Consider the following 19098-nt stretch of genomic DNA (forward strand, 5'->3'; position numbering starts at 1 on the left):
AGTCAGAAGACCCAGGGAGGAGGAAGGACCTTCTGTCAGAACCCGTGGTGGAGGGAGGATCCACCGTGGGCCTGCCCCTATCTGGACCTTTATGCTGCGCTTGCACAATGGGTTTCGCTACAATGCTGCTATGCAGCAACCGCATGGCGCACAAGGGACCATTATGAAGGCGCTGTGATAATTTTCGCGGCAGTCTCTGGACCACCACGGGTTCGACAGCCGGATCTGCACGCCCGCATTTCGGTGGCGCGATTCGGCGCATCAGTGGGCCGTGCCCGGGAAGTCATGGGCGCTGCCGGCGAAAAGTTCTGCGCCTATATCTGGTGCCTCTCGTGTTTCGCGTGCGGCAACAACCACCTCATCTGGTGAAGGAGCTTCATGACCTGCACGTCGAGTGCCATGATTTCCCAAGAATTCCCTTGAGTTCCATGGAATCCCATGACATAAGGTTTGCACAAGATGAGGCGGGCCAGACGGGCACCAAGACCCGGACACCGAACAAGGCAAAGCAGGTTTCATACAGGCAGCCCTCACTCATCGCAGAACCGGCGCGCGGGCGAGCAGACATCCCCCAGGTGGCGCGCGCGACCGGACATACCCGGTGACGGGACGAGGGCGGCGGATCGGGCAGTGGCAGCAGCGCGATCCGCCGTTTTCGTGACCAGCTCACGGGAACGGCGAAGGAACGGGCTTGGCGCGCAGGTTCAGAGGTGAAGGCCGCCACAAGGTCGACGCAAAGGGACGGGTCTCGATCCCCGCACTCTTCCGTCGCGTGCTCGAGGCCGGCGATCCCGACTGGAAGGAGGGCCTCCGCCCGCAGCTCGTCATCGTCTACGGCGATCACCGCCGCGAGTTCCTCGAATGCTTCACGATCGAGGCGATTGACGAGGTCGACGCCCGAATCGACGCCATGCCCCGCGGCTCGCCCGAGCGGCGGCTGTTGGAGAAACTGGTGCAAGGGCAGTCGCTTCCCACCGAGGTTGACAGCGACGGGCGCCTCGTCCTGCCGCAGAAGCTGCGCGACAAGATCGGCATCGAGAGCGAGGCCTACTTCATCGCCAGCGGCGACACCTTCCAGATCTGGAAGCCCGAGACCTACGAGCGGGTCGACGCCGCGAAGACCCGCGCGCTGCTCGACGAGATGCCCGAGGACATGGACATCCTCGCGCTGCTCGACCGGGCGCCGGAGGTTTGAGGTGGCAGTGCATGTCCCTGTCCTGCTCGAGCCCCTGCTGCGGGCGGTGGCGCCGGTGCGCGGCACCTGGCTCGACGGTACGTTCGGCGCGGGCGGGTACGCGCGCGGTCTCCTCGATGCGGGAGCGGAGCGCGTCATCGGCGTCGACCGCGATTCCTCGGCGCTCGACGCTGCGCGGGACTGGGCGGCCGGTGAGCCGCGCCTCACGCTGGTCGAGGGCACATTCGGCCGGCTCGACGAACTGGCGAAGGAGCCGCTCGACGGCGTGGTGCTGGATCTGGGTGTGTCGTCCATGCAGCTTGACCAGGGCGAGCGCGGCTTCTCGTTCCGACAGGACGGCCCGCTCGACATGCGGATGGGAAATCATGGTCCGACCGCCGCGGACGTGGTGAACGAAAGCGAGGAGGGGCAGCTGGCCGACATCCTCTACCGTTACGGCGAAGAGCGTGCCTCGCGCCGGATCGCCCGCGCGGTCGTCGCCGCGCGTCCCCTGCGGACCACGGGCGAGCTGGCGGCTGTGGTGGAGCGATGCCTGCCGCGCGCGAAGCCCGGCCAGAGCCATCCGGCCACGCGCAGCTTCCAGGCCATCCGCATCGCCGTGAACGACGAGTTCGGGGAGCTGGCGCAGGGCCTCGGTGCGGCGGAGCGGGCGCTCACGCCGGGCGGCCGACTCGCCGTGGTGACGTTCCACTCCATCGAGGACCGGGCGGTGAAGCGCTTCTTCCAGTCCGGCTCCAGCGGAGGCGGCCGCGCCAACCGTTTTGCCCCAGAGGCCCCGGAGCAGACTCCCCGCTGGCGCATTCTCGGCCGCGCCGTCGCGGCCGACGAGGAAGAGACCGACCGCAACCCGCGCGCCCGCTCGGCCCGCCTGCGGGTGGCGGAGCGGACCGACGCACCGGCGCAGGAGGTCGATCCGCGCGAGCTCGGCCTGCCGCAGGTGGGAGGCCTGCGATGACGTCCGTCCGCGCCCCGAACCACGTTCGTATCGAGGAGCACCATTCATGAGACCGCTCGTCTACATCATCTCTGTCTTTTGCGTGATGGCGCTGGCCGCATGGGCCTACCGCGAGAACTTCCGCACCCAGTCGGCGTTGCGCGAGGTCGAGCTGCTGCGCGCCCAGATTGGCACGCTGCGCGAGCGGCGTTCTGTGCTTTCGGCGGAATGGGCTTGGCTCAACCGGCCCGAGCGCCTGCGTGACCTGGCCGAGATGAACTACGAGCGGCTTGGGCTGCTGCCGCTGAGGCCCGAGCAGTTCGCCCGGATCGACGAGCTGGCCTTCCCGCCAGCGGATGCGATGGTGCTGCCCGACCCGGTCGACCTGGCGGAGATGGGCGAGGAGTATCCCTGATGCGCACGCCGCTCCGGCCGCTGCCGCGCATTCTGGAGGCCCGCGCCCGCGGCGAGAATCCCGATGCGATCGAGCGCGAGAACCTGCGCCTCAGGCGCGAGAGTCAGCGCGATCGCTCGCGCCAGCGCGCCGAGGGGCGGCTCACGGTACTCGGCATGTTCTTCGTCTGCGCCTTCCTGCTCATCGGCTTCCGCATGGGGGCGCTGGCCGCGTCGGAGCCGGAGGAGCCGCGCCTCCTCGCCTCGGCCTCCAGCATCAGCGCCACCCGCGCCGACATCGTCGACCGAAACGGCCGCGTGCTGGCCACCAACCTCGCCACACACTCGCTCTATGCCCACCCGCAGGACATGGTGGACCCCGAGCGCGCGGCGCGTGAGCTGGGGCGGATCTTTCCCGACATGGATGCCGAAGCGCTGCTGCGGCGCTTCACCGACGGCCGCAAGTTCATGTGGATCAAGAAGACGATCTCGCCCGAACAGCGGCAGGCGGTGCACGACATCGGCGAGCCGGGGCTGCTGTTCGGCCCGCGCGAGATGCGGCTCTACCCGAACGGACGCCTCGCGGCGCACATACTCGGCGGCGCGAGCTTTGGCCGGGAGGGCGTGCATTCGGCCGAGGTGATCGGCGTCGCCGGCATCGAGAAGGCACTCGACGAGCGGCTGCGCGATCCGGCGCACGCGCACGAGCCGCTGCGCCTGTCCATCGACCTGACGGTGCAGTCCGCCATGCGCCGGGTGCTCGAGGGCGGCATGAAACTGATGAACGCCAAGGGTGCGGCAGCGGTCCTGATCGAGGTCGATACCGGGCAGATCGTCAGCATGATGTCGCTGCCCGATTTCGACCCCAACGACCGGCCGCGGCCGCTGACTGCCGGCGACGCCGGCGACAGTCCGCTCTTCAATCGGGCGGTGCAGGGGGTCTACGAGCTCGGCTCGGCGATGAAGATCGTGACCGTCGCGCAGGCAATGGAGGCGGGGCTGGTCAACCCCTCGACCACGATTGAGACCAAGGGCCCGCTGACCTGGGGCCGCTTCCGAATCCGCGACTTCCGCAACTACGGGCCCGAGCTGTCGGTCACGAACGTGGTGGTGAAGTCGTCCAACATCGGCACCGCCCGCATCGCGATGATGATCGGGGCCGAGCGCCAGCGCGCCTTTCTCGACAGCCTCGGCCTCCTGCAGCCGACGCCGGTCGAGCTGATCGAGGCGGCGGGCGCGGCCCCGTTGCTGCCGCCGCGCTGGTCCGAGATCTCGACGATGACGATCAGCTACGGTCACGGCCTCTCGATCAGCCCGCTGCACCTCGCCGCGGCCTACGCCTCGCTCCTCAACGGCGGGACTCGGGTCACGCCGACCCTGCTGGCGCAGGACGCCCCGGACCCCGGTCCGCGCGTCGTCTCCGAGACCGTCAGCGAGGCGGCGGCGTCGATGCTTCGGCAGGTCGTGGTCCGCGGCACCGCGAGCTTTGGCGAGGTCGAGGGCTACGAAGTGGGCGGCAAGACCGGCACCGCCGACAAGCCGAAGCCGAGCGGCGGCTACTACGACGAAAAGGTCATCGCCACCTTCGCCAGCGTCTTCCCGGCCAGCGACCCGAAGTACGTCCTCGTCCTGTCGCTCGACGAGCCGGAGGAAACCTCGGGCGAGGAGCCTCGGCGCACGGCAGGATGGACGGCCGTTCCGGTCGCCGCCGAAGTGATCCGCCGCGTGGCGCCGCTCCTCGGCCTCAGGCCTGCCGTTGAACAGGACGGAGAGACCCTGCTAAGCCGGGCCAGCAACTGACCGGAGCCGCGCGATGGGCGAAGAGGGCCGAATCCGCACTTTGTCGCAGCTGGGCCTGACGGCCCGGGACGGACGCGAGGCGCGGGTGACCGGCCTTTCGGTCGACAGCCGCGACGTGCGCGACGGACACCTCTTCGCCGCACTGCCGGGCACGCGCATGCACGGCGCCGAGTTCGTGTCGTACGCACTCAGGATGGGCGCAGCCGCCGTGCTGACCGATCGCGAGGGCGCGCAACTGGCGGCGAGCGGCATGGGGGCGAGCGGCGCCGCGCTGGTGGTGACGGAGGATCCGCGCCAGGCGCTGGCCTTCGCCGCCTCGCTCTGGTTCGGCGCGCAGCCCGAAACGGTCGTCGCGGTGACGGGCACCAACGGCAAGACCTCGGTTGCGACCTTCACCCGTCAGATCTGGGAGGCGCTCGGCCTCGCCGCGGTGAATGTCGGCACGACGGGTGTCGAGGGCGCGTGGAGTACGCCGCTGAAGCACACCACGCCCGAGCCGGTGACGCTGCACCGCGTGCTGGCCGAGGCGGCCGCGGCGGGCGTCACCCACGCCGCGATGGAGGCCTCGTCGCACGGGCTCGAGCAGCGGCGGCTGGACGGGGTGCGGCTCAGGGCGGCAGCGTTCAGCAACTTCAGCCAGGATCACCTGGACTACCACCCTGACTTCGACGCCTACTTCGCCGCCAAGGCGGGTCTCTTCGACCGGGTGCTGCCGGACGACGGCGTGGCGGTCCTGAACCTCGACGACGCGAAGGGGCAAGTGCTTGCCGAGCGGGTGGCGGCGCGGCGGCAGGACATCCTGACGGTGGGGCGGCACGAGGCGGCGGCGCTGCGGATCCTGGACCAGCGCTTCGAGCCGGGGGGGCAGACGCTGCGATACTCCTGGGCCGGCCGGACGCGGCAGGCGAGGCTGGCGCTGATCGGCGGGTTCCAGGGCGGCAACGTGCTGCTGTCGGCGGGACTTGCCGTCGCCACGGGATCGGAGCCGGACGAGGTTTTCGCGGTGCTGCCACGCCTCGCGGGCGTGCGGGGCCGGATGCAGCGGGTGGCCGAGCGGGCGGACGGCGGGGCGGTCTACGTCGACTACGCCCACACGCCCGAGGCGCTGGCGACGGCGCTGCAGGCGCTGCGGCCGCACGTGATGGGCCGGCTCGTGGTGGTGTTCGGCGCCGGCGGCGACCGCGACCGCGGCAAACGGCCCCTGATGGGGGCGGCGGCGACGGCGCACGCCGACCTTGCCTTCGTCACCGACGACAATCCGCGGACCGAGGACCGGGCGGCGATCCGGCGCGCGATCCTGCAGGCGGCGCCGGACGCGATCGAGGTTCCGGACCGGGCTGAGGCGATCCTGCGCGGAGTCGACGCGTTGCAGCCGGGCGATGCGCTCCTGATCGCGGGCAAGGGGCACGAGACGGGACAGATCGTGGGCGAGACGGTCTATCCGTTCGACGACGCCGAGCAGGCGAGCGTGGCGGTCGCGGCGCTTGACGGACGGGTCGCATGAGCGGCCGAGCGCAGCGCGATGGCCGCCACGGGGGCGCGGGCTCGCCGGCCGGGGGACGCTGGGGTCCCCCGGCCTCTTCGCCCGCCGCGGGGCGCGCCGCTCGGAGGATCGCGTGACGGCAGCGGGCTGCGGGCCGCTCTGGACGGCGGCGGACGCGGCGGCGGCCACTGGCGGTGAGGTGACGAAAAATTGGGCCGCGACGGGCGTCTCGATCGACACGCGGACGCTGCGGCCGGGTGACCTCTTCGTCGCGCTGAGCGCGGCGCGGGACGGGCACGACTTCGTGGCCGACGCGCTGCGCAGGGGTGCGGCGGCGGCAATGGTCTCGCGGGTGCCGGAGGACGTGCCGTCGGAGGCGCCGCTCCTTATGGTCGGGGACGTGATGGAGGGGCTGGCGGCGCTCGGCCGAGCCGGGCGGGCGCGCGTGGCGGCGCAGGTGGTGGCGGTGACCGGCTCCGTCGGCAAGACCTCCACCAAGGAAATGCTGCGCGCGATGCTCGAGGGGCAGGGCCGGGTCCATGCCGCCGAGGCGAGCTACAACAACCACTGGGGGGTGCCGCTGACCCTGGCGCGGCTGCCGCAAGCCGCGGACTTCGCGATCGTCGAGATCGGCATGAACCATGCGGGCGAGATTGCCCCGCTGGCGCGTCTCGCGCGGCCGCATGTGGCGATGATCACGACCGTCGCGGCGGCGCATCTGGAGGCGCTGGGCACGCTTGAGGCGATCGCCGTGGAGAAGGCCTCGATCTTCGAGGGGCTGGAGCCGGGCGGCGTGGCGGTGCTGCCGGGCGACCTCGCGGTGACGCCGATCCTGCGCGGCGCGGCTCAGGCCGCGGGCGCGCGCGACGTGAGCTTCGGCGAGGGATGCGGCAACCATCATCGGCTGGAGACGGTGACGCTCTCGCGCGACAGCACCGTGGCGCAGGGGCGCGCCTGGCGAACGCCGCTGCTCTACAAAATCGCGACGCCGGGGCGGCACTTCGCGCTGAACGCGATGGGCGCGCTCGCGGTAGTGGACGCGCTCGGGGCGGACCGGGCGCGGGCGATCCTGGCACTCGGCCGTTGGACACCGCCGGGCGGACGGGGCCTGCGCGAGACGCTGGCGCTCGACGTGGTCGAGGAGCGGGCGACCATCGACCTGCTCGACGACGCCTTCAACGCCAACCCCGCCTCGATGGCGGCGGCGCTCGACACGCTCGGCGCCTGCGAGCCGCAGGACGGGCTCGGCCGGTTCTCGCGCGGGCGGCGGATCGCGGTGCTGGGCGACATGCTGGAGCTCGGGCCGGAAGAGGCGCGGCTGCATGAGGACCTGGCGCGGCATCCGGCGATGGCGCGTATCGCGCGCGTGCATTGCGTGGGGCCGCGGATGCGCGCGCTGCACGCGGCGCTGCCCGAGGAGCGGCGCGGCCGCTGGACCGAGGACGCCGAGGCGCTGGCGCGGCAGGTGCATCAGCTGCTCGACGCGGGCGACGTCGTGCTGGTAAAGGGCAGCAAGGGCAGCCGCGTGAGCCTCGTCGTTGACGCGATCCGGAAACTCGGGCATCCGCTGCCGGACGACAGAACCGGGGCTTCCTGATGCTCTACTGGCTGACGGCCCTCTCCGACGGCGGCGACGTCTTCAACCTCTTCCGCTATATCACGTTCCGCGCCGGCGGCGCGTTCTTCACCGCGCTTGTCTTCGGCTTCCTGTTCGGCCGGCCGCTGATCGCGCTCCTGCGCAAGCGCCAGCGGAACGGGCAGCCGATCCGCACCGACGGTCCGGAAAGCCACCTGCAGACCAAGGCCGGCACGCCGACCATGGGGGGCATGCTGATCCTGGGCGCGGTGGTCGTGTCGACCCTGCTCTGGGCGCGGCTCGACAACGGCTACGTCTGGATGATCCTCTTCGTGACGATCGCCTTCGGGACGCTTGGCTTCGTGGATGACTTCCACAAGATCACGCGGGGCAACTCCAAGGGGCTCTCGGGGCGGATGCGCATCGCCATCGGCCTCGGCGTGGCGGCCATCGCCGGAACCTGGGCCGGGCTCCTGCACCCGGCCGATCTGAGTTGGCAGCTGGCGTTCCCGGTCTTCAAGAACGTGCTCCTGAACCTCTCGGTGGTGTTCGTGCCCTTCGCCATGCTGGTCATCGTGGGCGCGGCGAATGCCGTCAACCTGACGGACGGGCTCGACGGACTGGCGATCATGCCGGTGATGATCGCGGCGGCGACGCTGGGCGTCATCGCCTACGCGGTCGGACGGGTGGACTTCACCGACTACCTCGAGGTGCACTACGTGCCGGGGACGGGAGAGATCCTGATCTTCACGGCGGGGCTGATCGGCGGCGGATTGGGGTTCCTGTGGTACAACGCGCCGCCGGCGGCGGTGTTCATGGGCGACACCGGCAGCCTTGCGCTCGGCGGCGCGCTCGGGGCCATCGCGGTGGCGACCAAGCACGAGATCGTACTGGCGGTCGTGGGCGGCCTCTTCGTGGTCGAGGCGCTGAGCGTCATCATCCAGGTGTTCTACTTCAAGCGAACCGGCAAGCGCGTGTTCCTGATGGCGCCGATCCACCACCATTTCGAGAAGCAGGGCTGGGCCGAGCCGCAGATCGTCATCCGCTTCTGGATCATCTCGCTGATCCTGGCGCTGATCGGCCTGGCGACGCTCAAGGTGCGCTGATGGCGGTGGCGCTCGTCACCGGCGGCAATCGCGGAATCGGACGTGCCATCTCGGCGGCGCTGGCGCGGCAGGGGCACGAGGTGGTGATCGGCGCGCGCGACCCGGCCGCCGGCCGGGCGGCGGCGGACGAAATCGGGTGCCGGTCGGTCGTGCTGGACCTCGAGCGGCCCCAGGAGTTGAGCGAGGCGGTCGCGGAGGCGGGCGAGGTGTCGATCCTCGTCAACAATGCGGGCCTCCTGCGGAAGGTGCCGATGCTGGAGGATCCGAAGGGCTTTGCCGCGGCGATGCAGGTCATGGTGCGCGGGCCCTACGAGCTGATCCGGCTGACGGCGCCGGGGATGGCGGCGCGGGGACGCGGGCGGATCGTGAATCTCTCCTCGGGCTACGGATCCTTCGCGCGCGGCCTCCGGGGGCCGGGTGCCTATGGGGTCGCCAAGGCGGCGCTCAACGCGCTGACGCTGGCGCTGTCGCAGCAGTTGCCGGCGACCATCAAGATCAACGCGATGGATCCGGGCTGGGTCAGGACGCGGATGGGCGGGCCGGACGCCTCGAGCAGCCCGGAGGAGTCGGCGGAGACGGCGGTGTGGCTGGCGACGCTGCCGGAGGACGGACCGACGGGCGGGTTCTTTCGCCGGCGGGAACGGGTGGGATGGTGAGCGGGGCGGCTCCCGCCCGTCGTCGGCATCCGCCTGCGGCGGTAGCCTCCTCCCGTTGGGCCGCGCAGGCGCTTGCGCGCCTGCGGTCGCGCACGCGGGAGGCGCGGCGATGATCCCGGTGCAGGGTCACGCGGGCGGCCGCGTCGCGGTGCTGGGCCTCGGGCGGTCGGGGCGGGCCACGGTGCGGGCGCTGGAAGCCGGCGGAGCGGAGGCGCTGGCCTGGGACGAGAGCGGCGAGGCGCGGGCGCGGGCGGAGGCGGACGGTTTCGCGCTGACCGACCTGGGGCGGCCGGACGTCTGGAGCGGGGTCCAGGCGCTGATCGTCTCGCCGGGGATCCCGCACCTCTACCCGGCACCGAACCGCGTCGTGGCCGCGGCGCTCCGGGCGCAGGTGCCGCTCGACAACGACATCGGGCTCTTCTTCCGCTCGCACGCGACCGACGAATGGGCGCGGTTCGACCGGGTGCCGCGGGTGGTGGCGGTCACCGGCTCGAACGGCAAGTCGACGACGGCGGCGCTGATCGCGCATGTGCTGGCGGCCGAGGGGATAGAGGTGCAGCTTGCCGGGAACATCGGCCGCGGCGTGCTGGACATCGAGCCGCCGGGCGACGGTGGCGTGGTGGTGCTGGAGCTGTCGTCCTACCAGATCGAGCTGGCGCGGGCGCTGACGCCGGACATCGCGATCTTCACCAACTTGACGCCTGATCATCTCGACCGGCACGGTGGGCTTGGCGGCTATTTCGCGGCCAAGCGACGCCTCTTTGCCGAGGGCGGGCCGGATCGCGCGGTGATCGGCGTGGACGAGGTTGAGGGATTGTTCCTGGCCGATCGGATGGCCGAGGGGCCGGCGGACGACCGCGTGATCCGGATCTCCGCCGCCGCAAGGATCGAGGGTGTCGGCTGGTCGGTCGCGGCGCGTAAGGGCTTCCTCGCCGAGCGGCGCAAGGGGCGGCAGGTGGCGTCGATCGACCTGCGCGCGATCGCTGGACTGCCGGGCGCACATAACCACCAGAACGCCTGCGCCGCCTTCGCCGCCGCGCGCGCTCTCGGCCTCTCGCCGCGGCGGATCGAGGCGGCGTTCCAGAGCTTCGCGGGCCTCCCGCACCGCAGTCAACGCATCGCCGAGGCGGGGGGCGTGGTCTTCGTCAACGACAGCAAGGCGACCAACGCCGACAGCGCGGCCAAGGCGCTGCAGGCGTTCGAACGGATCCGCTGGATTGCCGGAGGCCTGGGCAAGGAGGGCGGGATCGCCTCTCTTGCGCCGCATCTCGGCCATGTCGCAAAGGCCTACCTGATCGGGCATTCGGCGCGCGAGTTCGCGCTGCAGCTCGGCGAGACCCCGAGCGAGATCTGCGGCGACATGGCGACCGCCGTCGCGCGCGCCGCCGCCGAGGCCGAGCCGGGCGAGACGGTGCTGCTCGCGCCGGCTGCGGCCAGCTTCGACCAGTATGCCGATTTCGAGGCACGGGGCGACGATTTCGCGGCGCAGGTGCGACAGGTTCTGGCCATGGAATGAAATCAACCTGCGCGGGAGTGCCTGAATTGGCTGGCACGCGCCGGCGCTTCGGTCTAGACTTCGTCGCGAGACCCGGAGAACGGGCGAAACGGGCAGTGTTGAGGCGCGCTCCATGACCGAGATGGCCCATGGCGCGGTCCCTCTGAGGGACGGCGAACCGATCCTGCCACGATGGTGGCGGACGGTCGACAAGTGGTCGATGTCCTGTGTCCTGTTGCTGTTCGGCATCGGGCTCCTGCTCGGACTCGCCGCCTCGCCGCCGCTGGCGCAGCGCAACGGCTTCGCGCCTTTCCATTACGTCGAGCGTCAGATCCTCTTTGGCGGCATTGCGCTGATCGCGATGCTGCTGACGACGATGATGCAGCCGGTGCTGGTGAGGCGCCTCGCGGTCATCGGCTTTGCGGCGAGCTTCGTGGCGATGGCGGGGCTGCCGCTCTTCGGGACGGACTTCGGCAAGGGGGCCGTGCGCTGGTACTCGCTCGGCTTCGGCAGCGTGCAGCCATCGGAGTTCATCAAGCCGGGTTTCGTCGTGGTGGCCGCCTGGTTCCTGGCGGCGAGCACCGAGGTCGGCGGCCCACCGGGCAAGCGCATGTCCCTGGCGCTGGCGGTTCTCATCGCGGCGATGCTGGCGATGCAGCCAGATTTCGGCCAGGCCTGCCTGATCCTCTTCGCCTGGGGCGTGATGTACTTCGTTGCTGGCGCGCCGATCACGCTGCTGGTCGCGCTGGGCGGGCTGGCGGTCGGCGCGGGCGTCATGGCCTACGAGAACTCCGAGCATTTCGCGCGGCGCATCGACGGCTTCCTCTCCGCCGAGGTCGAGCCGACGACGCAGCTCGGCTACGCCACCAACGCCATCATCGAGGGCGGCTTCTTCGGCGTCGGCGTGGGCGAAGGGCAGGTGAAGTGGTCGCTGCCCGACGCGCACACCGACTTCATCATCGCGGTTGCCGCCGAGGAATACGGTCTGGTGCTGGTGCTCGCCATCATCGCCCTCTATGCGACCGTCGTGATCCGGTCCCTGGCACGGCTGACGCGCGAGCGGGACCCGTTCATCCGCCTGGCGGGCACGGGGCTCGCCTGCACGTTCGGGGTTCAGGCGATGATCAACATGGGCGTCGCGGTGCGGCTGCTGCCCGCGAAGGGCATGACCTTGCCGTTCGTGAGCTACGGCGGCTCGTCGCTGATCGCCGGGGGGCTGATGCTGGGGATGCTGCTGGCCTTCACCCGCAACCGGCCGCAGGGGCAGATCGGCGACGTCCTGCTGCGGCAGGGGCGCTAGGGTGGCGCGGCTCGTGACCATCGCCGCCGGAGGGACCGGCGGCCACATGTTTCCTGCGCAGGCGCTGGCCGAGACGATGCTCCGGCGCGGCTGGCGCGTCCGGCTGGCGACCGACGAGCGCGGCGCGCGTTACGCCGGCGGCTTCCCCGACGCGGTGCCGGTCGACCGGATGGCCTCGGCCACGCCCGCGCGCGGCGGCGCGGCGGAGCGGGCGCTGGTGCCGCTGCGGATCGCGGGCGGCGTCGGTGGGGCGATTTTGCGGATGCTGCGCGACCGGCCCGATGCGGTGATCGGCTTCGGCGGCTATCCGACGATCCCGGCGCTGAGCGCGGCGGTCGCGCTCGGCCGCCCGCGCATGATCCACGAGCAGAACGGCGTGCTGGGGCGGGTGAACCGCGCCTTCGCCAGCCGCGTCGCGGCGGTGGCCTGCGGGACCTGGCCCACGCAGCTGCCGGAGGGGGTCAAGGGCATCCACGTCGGCAATCCCGTCCGCGCCGCGGTGCTGGAGCGGGAGGGCGCGCCCTACATTGCGCCGGGCGACTACCCGATGCTGCTCCTCGTGATCGGCGGCAGCCAAGGCGCGCGGGTCCTGTCGGACGTCGTGCCGCAGGCGGTGGCGCGGCTGCCCGAGGCGCTGAGGCGCAACATCCGCGTGGCGCACCAGGCCCGCGCCGAGGACGGCGCGCGGGTCTCCGGCGCCTATGCCGCGGCCGGCATCGACGCCGAGGTGCGCCCCTTCTTCGACGACATCGCCCGCCGGATGAGCGAGGCGCAACTGGTCGTCAGCCGCGCCGGCGCCTCGTCGGTTGCGGACCTCAGCGTGATTGGCCGGCCGAGCATCCTGATCCCCTTCGCCGCCGCCGCCGAGGACCACCAGACCGCCAACGCGCGCGGCCTCGCCAAGGCCGACGCCGCGATCCTGCTGCCCGAGCGCAAGGCCGACGCCGAGACGCTGTCCGAGCAGATGGCGCTCATCCTCGAGAACCCCGACGCCGCCTCGCGCATGGCGCGCGCCGCGCTGGCGCAGGGCAAGCCGGACGCCGCCGAACGGCTGGCCGACCTGGTCGAGGCCCTTGCGGCCGGCGACCTGAACAGACAGGAGACCTGAGGCGATGGACGGAAGCGCACCCATGAATGCCGCCGTGACGAAGCTGCCCACCGGCCTCGGCCCGATCCACTTCGTGGGGATCGGCGGGATCGGCATGTCCGGCATCGCCGAGGTGCTGCTGACCCACGGCTACACCGTACAAGGCTCGGACCTGAAGGCGTCGGCGATCACCGAGCGGCTCGAGACGCTGGGCGCGCGGATCTTCGTCGGGCAGGACGCTGCGAACCTGGGCGATGCCGAGGTCGTGGTGATCTCCTCCGCCATCAAGTGCGGCAACCCCGAGCTCGACGCCGCGCGGGCGCGCAAGATGCCGGTGGTGCGCCGCGCCGAGATGCTGGCCGAGCTGATGCGGCTGAAGTCCAACGTCGCCATCGCCGGTACCCACGGCAAGACAACCACCACCACCATGGTTGCGACCCTCCTCGACGCGGGCGGCCTCGATCCCACGGTCATCAACGGCGGCGTCATCCACGCCTACGGCTCGAACGCGCGGGCGGGGCAGGGCGAGTGGATGGTGGTCGAGGCCGACGAGAGCGACGGCACCTTCAACCGTCTGCCCGCCACCATCGCCGTCGTGACCAACATCGACCCCGAGCACATGGAGCACTGGGGTGACATGGCGCGCCTGCGCAAGGGCTTCGACGACTTCGTCTCGGGCGTCCCGTTCTACGGCCTCGCCGTCTGCTGCACCGACCATCCCGAGGTGCAGGCCCTCGTCGGCCGCGTCACCGACCGCCGCATCGTCACCTACGGTTTCAACGCCCAGGCCGACATCCGCGCGGTGAACCTGCGCTTCGAGGACGGGCGCGCGCATTTCGACGTGGCACTGCAAGCCGAGGGCAGCACGATCGAGGGCTGCACGCTGCCGATGACCGGCGACCACAACGTCTCGAACGCGCTCGCCGCCGTGGCCGTGGCGCGGCACCTTGGGATGAAGCGCGCCGAGATCCGCGCCGCGCTCGCCGCGTTCAAAGGTGTAAACCGGCGCTTCACCAAGGTGGGCGAGGTCGACGGCATATCCATCATCGACGATTACGGCCACCACCCGGTCGAGATCGCCGCCGTCCTCCGCGCCGCGCGGCAGGCGACGAAGGGCCGCGTCATCGCAGTCCACCAGCCGCACCGCTACAGCCGCCTCAGCGCCCTCTTCGACGATTTCTGCGCCTGCTTCAACGACGCCGACGTCGTCGCCATCGCCGAGGTCTATTCCGCCGGCGAAGCGTCGATTGAGGGCGCGAGCCGCGATGCGCTGGTTGCCGGCCTGATCCGCCACGGCCACCGCCACGCCCGCGCCGTCGTCTCCGAGGACGACCTCGAGCGCCTCGTGCGCGAGCAGGCGCGACCGGGCGACATCGTCGTCTGCCTCGGCGCCGGCACCATCAGCGCCTGGGCCAACAACCTTGCCGCGAGGCTGTCGCAGTGACGGCCACGCCGAAGATCCGCCCAGGGCACCGCGTCCGGGCGCAATCCGTGAACCACGTCCCGCAACCCCTCAGGAAAGGTCGAAGACATGAGTCACTCGTTGCTCCTGTTCTGCCTCTGGGTGGTCGGCGCGAACGTGGCGGCGATGCTGCCAAGCCGTCGCGATCACCTGCCGACCACCTTTCTGCTCGTCTGCGCCGGGATACCCATCGTGGGATACCTGACGCTGCAGCACGGTCCGGGCGCGGGCGTCCTGGCGCTCGCAGTGGGCGCCGCGATGCTGCGCTGGCTGGCGTCCCGCGTCGACCGCGCCCGCAGGGCCGACTGACCCCGCCTACCCACCCGGCGCGCTGACACGTTGCGCGATCTGCCGCAGGTCCGGGGCCGCCTGACGCCCGCGCGTCCTCTGGGCGACTTGACTTGGCTGCGCGTCGGGGGGCCGGCGGACTGGCTCTTCCAGCCGGCGGACGAGGCCGACTTGGCGACCTTCCTCGGCGCGCTCGACTCGTCGATCCCCGTGCTGCCGATGGGCGTCGGTTCGAACCTCATCGTGCGGGACGGCGGCTGGCGCGGCGTCGTCATCCGCCTCGGCCGCGCCTTCGCCGGCATCCGCGTCGAGGGCGAACGGGTGGTGGCCGGCGCCGCGGCGCTCGACTCGCGCGTCGCGATGCAGGCCGCCGCCGCCGGCCGCGACCTGACGTTCCTGCGGACCATTCCCGGCGCGATCGGCGGCGCGGTGCGGATGAACGCGGGCTGCTACGGCCGCTACGTCGCGGATGCGCTGGTCTCGGTGCGGGTGGTCACGCGGGACGGCGACGTGCTGACCCTGCCGGCAAGCAACCTGCACCTCGCCTATCGGCAGAGCGATCTGCCGCCCGACACCGTGGTCGTCGAGGCGGAGTTCCGCGCCGAGGCCGGTGCGCCCGAGGCGCTGAAGCGGCGGATGGAAGAGCAGCTTGCCCAGCGCGACGCGACGCAGCCGACGCGGGAGCGCAGCGCCGGCTCGACCTTCCGCAACCCCGCCGGCCATTCCTCGACCGGCGGCCCCGACGACAGCCACGAGCTCAAGGCCTGGCGCCTGATCGACACCGCCGGAATGCGCGGCGCGCGCGAGGGCGGCGCCGAGATGAGCGCCAAGCACCCGAACTTTCTCGTCAATGCCGGAGGGGCCACGGCGGCCGACCTCGAGACGCTGGGCGAGAGGGTGCGGGAAAGGGTGGCGCAGACGCACGGCATCACGCTAGAGTGGGAAATTATGAGGGTCGGCGAACCGGCCCCTTGAAATGGCGGGCCCACGGGCACCGCGACAACAGGGGCCGGTCAGCGGCCCGATGAGGCGACGAGTGGCGGGATTGTCGGGCAGGACATTCCCCAGGGTGGCGGTCCTGAAGGGCGGCCCTTCCGCCGAGCGGGAGGTGTCGCTGTCGTCAGGGCGCGAATGCGCGGCCGCCCTGCGGGACGAAGGCTATGAGGTGATCGAGCTCGATGCCGGGCCCAACCTCGCCGCGCGTCTGACCGAGGTGCGCCCGGACGCCGTCTTCAACGCGCTGCACGGCCGTTGGGGCGAGGACGGCTGCGTCCAGGGCCTGCTCGAGTGGATGCGCCTGCCCTACACCCATTCCGGCGTGCTCGCCTCCGCGCTCGCGATGGATAAGCAGCGCTCCAAGCAGATCTTCGCCGCCGCCGGCCTGCCGGTGGCCGAGGGCCGCCTCGTCCCGCGCGATGAAGCTGCGCGGGCGCACGCGATGGAGCCGCCCTACGTCGTGAAGCCCAATGCCGAGGGATCGTCCGTCGGCGTCTATCTCGTGCACGAGGCGGCGAACGGCCCGCCTGCGCTGGGGCCCGAGATGCCCGAAACCGTGCTGGTCGAGCGCTTCGTGCCGGGGCGCGAGCTGACGGTGACGGTGGTCGGTGACAGGGCGCTGACCGTGACCGACATCCTGACCGATGGCTGGTACGACTATGACGCCAAGTATCGGCCGGGCGGCTCGCGCCATGTCCTGCCGGCCGATATCCCCGGCGAGATTGCCCGCGCCTGCTGCGACCACGCGCTGACCGCGCACCGAGTGCTCGGCTGCCGCGGGATCAGCCGCGCCGACTTCCGCTGGGACGAAGCGCGGGGCCCGGACGGGCTGATCCTGCTGGAGATCAACACCCAGCCCGGCATGACGCCGACGTCGCTGGTGCCCGAGCAGGCAGCGCATTCCGGCATGGGCTTCGGCCCGCTTTGCCGCTTCCTTGTGGAGGACGCATCGTGCGACAGGTGACGCGCCGCGATCCCGCCCCGTCGCGCATTGCCTACCGGATGCAGCGGCTCCTGCTGACGCCGCTCTTCTGGCGGGCGCTGCTCTGGGGGCTGCCGCTGGCGCTGGTCCTTGGCGGCACCGGGCTCTGGCTCTCCGACGCCGACCGGCGGCAGGCGCTCGTCGAAGGCGCGACCGAGCTGCGCCGCCAGATCGAGGAGCGGCCGGAGTTCATGGTCCAGATCATGGCGGTCGAGGGCGCCTCTGACCCGCTCGCCGCAGAGATCCGCGAGATCCTGCATCTGCGCCTGCCGGTCAGCTCGTTCGACCTCGACCTGCAGGAGGTCCGCGATCTCGTCGCCGCGCTCGACCCGGTGGCGGGCGTGCGGGTGGCGGTGCGGCCGGGCGGCGTGCTGCAGGTCGACGTCGAGGAGCGGGTGCCGGCGATCGTGCAGCGTCGGTCCGAGGGACTGGTCCTGCTCGACGCGACCGGGCACCCGGTCGCGCCGCTCGCGGCGCGCGAGGATCGGGCGGACCTGCCGCTGGTCGCGGGCACGGGCGCGTCGCGGGCGGTGCCCGAGGCGCTGGCGCTCTATGCCGCCGCCGAGCCGATCGCGCCCGAGATGCGCGGCCTTGTCCGCGTGGGCGAGCGGCGTTGGGACGTGGTGCTCTCTGGCGGCCGGCGCATCCTTCTGCCCGAGGCGGGTGCCCTCAGGGCGCTCGACCAGGCGATCGCCCTTCACCAGGCGCAGGACCTGCTCACGCGCGACGTCGACGTGGTCGACCTGCGCAACCCGCGCCGCCCGACCCTGCGCCTCGGCAGGCACGGTACCGAGCAGCTTCTGCAAGCAAGATCCGACAGATAGGAGGGGCCGGACGATGACGCAGTTCCACGAGGCGCAGCGGGCCATGCGCGCGATCCGGCGCGCGGCCATCCAGCGCGGCACCATCGCGGTGCTCGACGTGGGCACGTCCAAGGTCGCCTGCCTGATCCTGCGCTTTGACGGGCCCGAGCGCGACCGGATGAACGATGGCGTCGGCCCGATGGCGGGGCAGACCTCGTTCCGCGTAGTCGGCGCCGCCACCACCCGCTCGCGCGGGATGCGCCTCGGCGAGATCGACGCGGCGGCCGAGACCGAGCGGGCGATTCGCACCGTGGTCCAGGCGGCGCAGAAGATGGCCGGCATCCGCGTCGACCACGTCATCGCCTGCGTCTCGGGCGGGCGGCCGCGCAGCTACGGCCTCGCCGGCTCGGTGCTGGTGCCGACCGACGTGGTGAGCGAGGCGGACGTGGCGCGCGTCCTTGCCGCCTGCGATGTGCCCGACATCGGCGACGGGCGCGAGACGCTGCACGCCCAGCCGGTGAACTTCGCCCTCGACCAGCGCAGCGGCCTCGCCGACCCGCGCGGCCAGATTGGCAAGAAGCTCGCCTGCGACATGCATCTGCTCACCGTCAACGGCGACACGATCCGCGCGCTCCTCCATTGCATCACGCGGTGCGACCTGGAGCTTGCGGGGCTTGCCTCGTCCGCCTATGTCTCCGGCCTCGCCGCGCTCGTCGAGGACGAGCAGGAGCTCGGCGCCGCCTGCATCGACATGGGCGGCGGTGCGACCGGCATCTCTGTCTTCATGAAGAAGCACATGATCTTCGCCGACGCGGTGCGGCTCGGCGGCGACCAGGTCACCACCGACATCTCCAAGGGGCTGCACGTGCCTTGGGCGACCGCCGAGCGGGTCAAGACGTTTCACGGCGGGGTCGTCGCCACCGGCGTCGATGACCGCGAGCTGATCGAGGTCGGCGGCGGCACCGGCGACTGGGAGCGCGACCGCCGCACCGTCAGCCGGTCCGAGGTCATCGGCATCATGCGCCCGCGCGTGGAGGAGATCCTCGAGGAGGTCCGCGCCCGCCTCGACGCCGCCGGCTTCGACCACCTGCCGACGCAGCAGATCGTCCTGACCGGCGGCGGCAGCGAGATCCCTGGCCTCGACACGCTGGCGCCTCGCATCTTGGGGCAACAGGTCCGCATCGGCCGGCCGCTCCGCGTCCGCGGCCTGCCCGAGCGGGCGAGCGGCGCGGCCTTCGCGAGCGCCGTCGGCCTCTGTCTCTTCGCCACCCATCCGCAGGACGAGTGGTGGGACTTCGAGATCCCGGCCGATCGCTACCCCGCGCGCTCGCTCCGGCGCGCGGTCCGCTGGTTCCGCGACAACTGGTGAGGTTTTCGCAACTCGGGGGGTGACGCCCCGGTGCGGCTCGGCTAGCGTCGACGGTGGCACGGGCGGTCAACGGCCCGGCCTGCGGCACGAGCAGTCGCACCCACATCGCTGGAAAGGCGGCTCTCGCCGCGCGAGGGTGAGCAGGGGTCCTGCGTCGCCCCATTCGTCGTGCC

17 protein-coding genes are annotated in these 19098 nt (G+C 71.5%); all 17 read left to right on the plus strand.

What is annotated here, in order from left to right; all coding sequences use genetic code 11:
- The first annotated feature begins 691 nt into the window (after positions 1 to 691).
- The 17 genes from mraZ (at position 692) to ftsA (ending at position 18925) form a co-directional block, all read left to right on the plus strand.
- A complete protein-coding gene (mraZ, locus tag JM664_RS08795; protein WP_227419540.1) occupies positions 692 to 1195 on the plus strand; it encodes a division/cell wall cluster transcriptional repressor MraZ in 504 nt (167 codons plus the stop codon).
- A 1-nt stretch (position 1196) separates the two neighbouring features.
- The gene (gene rsmH / locus JM664_RS08800) at positions 1197 to 2150 is read left to right on the plus strand and encodes a 16S rRNA (cytosine(1402)-N(4))-methyltransferase RsmH (protein WP_227419541.1); all 954 of its coding nucleotides are present in this window, start codon (positions 1197 to 1199) and stop codon (positions 2148 to 2150) included.
- A gap of 46 nt (positions 2151 to 2196) precedes the next feature.
- Entirely contained in the window at positions 2197 to 2544 is a 348-nt protein-coding gene (ftsL, locus tag JM664_RS08805) for a cell division protein FtsL (protein WP_227419542.1), read from the plus strand.
- The gene (locus JM664_RS08810; RefSeq protein ID WP_227419949.1) at positions 2541 to 4322 is read left to right on the plus strand and encodes a peptidoglycan D,D-transpeptidase FtsI family protein; all 1782 of its coding nucleotides are present in this window, start codon (positions 2541 to 2543) and stop codon (positions 4320 to 4322) included. Before ftsL ends, JM664_RS08810 begins: the two co-directional genes overlap by 4 nt.
- A gap of 13 nt (positions 4323 to 4335) precedes the next feature.
- The gene (locus tag JM664_RS08815) at positions 4336 to 5826 is read left to right on the plus strand and encodes a UDP-N-acetylmuramoyl-L-alanyl-D-glutamate--2,6-diaminopimelate ligase (RefSeq protein WP_227419543.1); all 1491 of its coding nucleotides are present in this window, start codon (positions 4336 to 4338) and stop codon (positions 5824 to 5826) included.
- Positions 5827 to 5938: 112 nt separating this feature from the next.
- On the plus strand, positions 5939 to 7402 hold the full coding sequence (locus tag JM664_RS08820; protein WP_227419544.1) for a UDP-N-acetylmuramoyl-tripeptide--D-alanyl-D-alanine ligase: 1464 nt from the start codon (positions 5939 to 5941) through the stop codon (positions 7400 to 7402).
- On the plus strand, positions 7402 to 8487 hold the full coding sequence (mraY, locus tag JM664_RS08825; protein WP_227419545.1) for a phospho-N-acetylmuramoyl-pentapeptide-transferase: 1086 nt from the start codon (positions 7402 to 7404) through the stop codon (positions 8485 to 8487). Before JM664_RS08820 ends, mraY begins: the two co-directional genes overlap by 1 nt.
- Positions 8487 to 9143, plus strand: coding sequence for an SDR family NAD(P)-dependent oxidoreductase (locus JM664_RS08830; RefSeq protein ID WP_227419546.1), 657 nt, complete (start codon positions 8487 to 8489; stop codon positions 9141 to 9143). Before mraY ends, JM664_RS08830 begins: the two co-directional genes overlap by 1 nt.
- Positions 9144 to 9252: 109 nt before the next feature.
- Entirely contained in the window at positions 9253 to 10659 is a 1407-nt protein-coding gene (gene murD, locus JM664_RS08835; RefSeq protein ID WP_227419547.1) for a UDP-N-acetylmuramoyl-L-alanine--D-glutamate ligase, read from the plus strand.
- A gap of 112 nt (positions 10660 to 10771) precedes the next feature.
- Positions 10772 to 11938, plus strand: a complete 1167-nt coding sequence (locus tag JM664_RS08840; RefSeq protein WP_227419548.1) for a peptidoglycan glycosyltransferase FtsW — start codon at positions 10772 to 10774, stop codon at positions 11936 to 11938.
- A gap of 1 nt (position 11939) precedes the next feature.
- Complete coding sequence (locus JM664_RS08845; RefSeq protein WP_227419549.1) at positions 11940 to 13046, plus strand: UDP-N-acetylglucosamine--N-acetylmuramyl-(pentapeptide) pyrophosphoryl-undecaprenol N-acetylglucosamine transferase; 1107 nt, start codon at positions 11940 to 11942, stop codon at positions 13044 to 13046.
- Positions 13047 to 13068: 22 nt separating this feature from the next.
- The gene (gene murC / locus JM664_RS08850; RefSeq protein WP_227419950.1) at positions 13069 to 14469 is read left to right on the plus strand and encodes a UDP-N-acetylmuramate--L-alanine ligase; all 1401 of its coding nucleotides are present in this window, start codon (positions 13069 to 13071) and stop codon (positions 14467 to 14469) included.
- Between the two features lie 87 nt (positions 14470 to 14556).
- Positions 14557 to 14796: a DUF2484 family protein gene (locus JM664_RS08855; RefSeq protein ID WP_227419550.1), complete on the plus strand. Its 240-nt coding sequence runs from the start codon at positions 14557 to 14559 to the stop codon at positions 14794 to 14796.
- A 39-nt stretch (positions 14797 to 14835) separates the two neighbouring features.
- Complete coding sequence (gene murB / locus JM664_RS08860) at positions 14836 to 15750, plus strand: UDP-N-acetylmuramate dehydrogenase (protein ID WP_227419951.1); 915 nt, start codon at positions 14836 to 14838, stop codon at positions 15748 to 15750.
- A gap of 61 nt (positions 15751 to 15811) precedes the next feature.
- Complete coding sequence (locus tag JM664_RS08865; protein ID WP_227419551.1) at positions 15812 to 16735, plus strand: D-alanine--D-alanine ligase; 924 nt, start codon at positions 15812 to 15814, stop codon at positions 16733 to 16735.
- Positions 16723 to 17577, plus strand: a complete 855-nt coding sequence (locus tag JM664_RS08870) for a cell division protein FtsQ/DivIB (protein WP_227419552.1) — start codon at positions 16723 to 16725, stop codon at positions 17575 to 17577. The genes JM664_RS08865 and JM664_RS08870 overlap by 13 nt, the downstream gene beginning before the upstream one ends.
- A gap of 13 nt (positions 17578 to 17590) precedes the next feature.
- Positions 17591 to 18925 (plus strand): cell division protein FtsA, encoded by a 1335-nt coding sequence (gene ftsA, locus JM664_RS08875; protein WP_227419553.1) that lies wholly within the window; start codon positions 17591 to 17593, stop codon positions 18923 to 18925.
- The last annotated feature ends 173 nt before the right edge of the window (positions 18926 to 19098 follow it).

The organism is Roseitranquillus sediminis, assembly GCF_016918935.1.
GTDB lineage: Bacteria > Pseudomonadota > Alphaproteobacteria > Rhodobacterales > Rhodobacteraceae > Roseitranquillus > Roseitranquillus sediminis.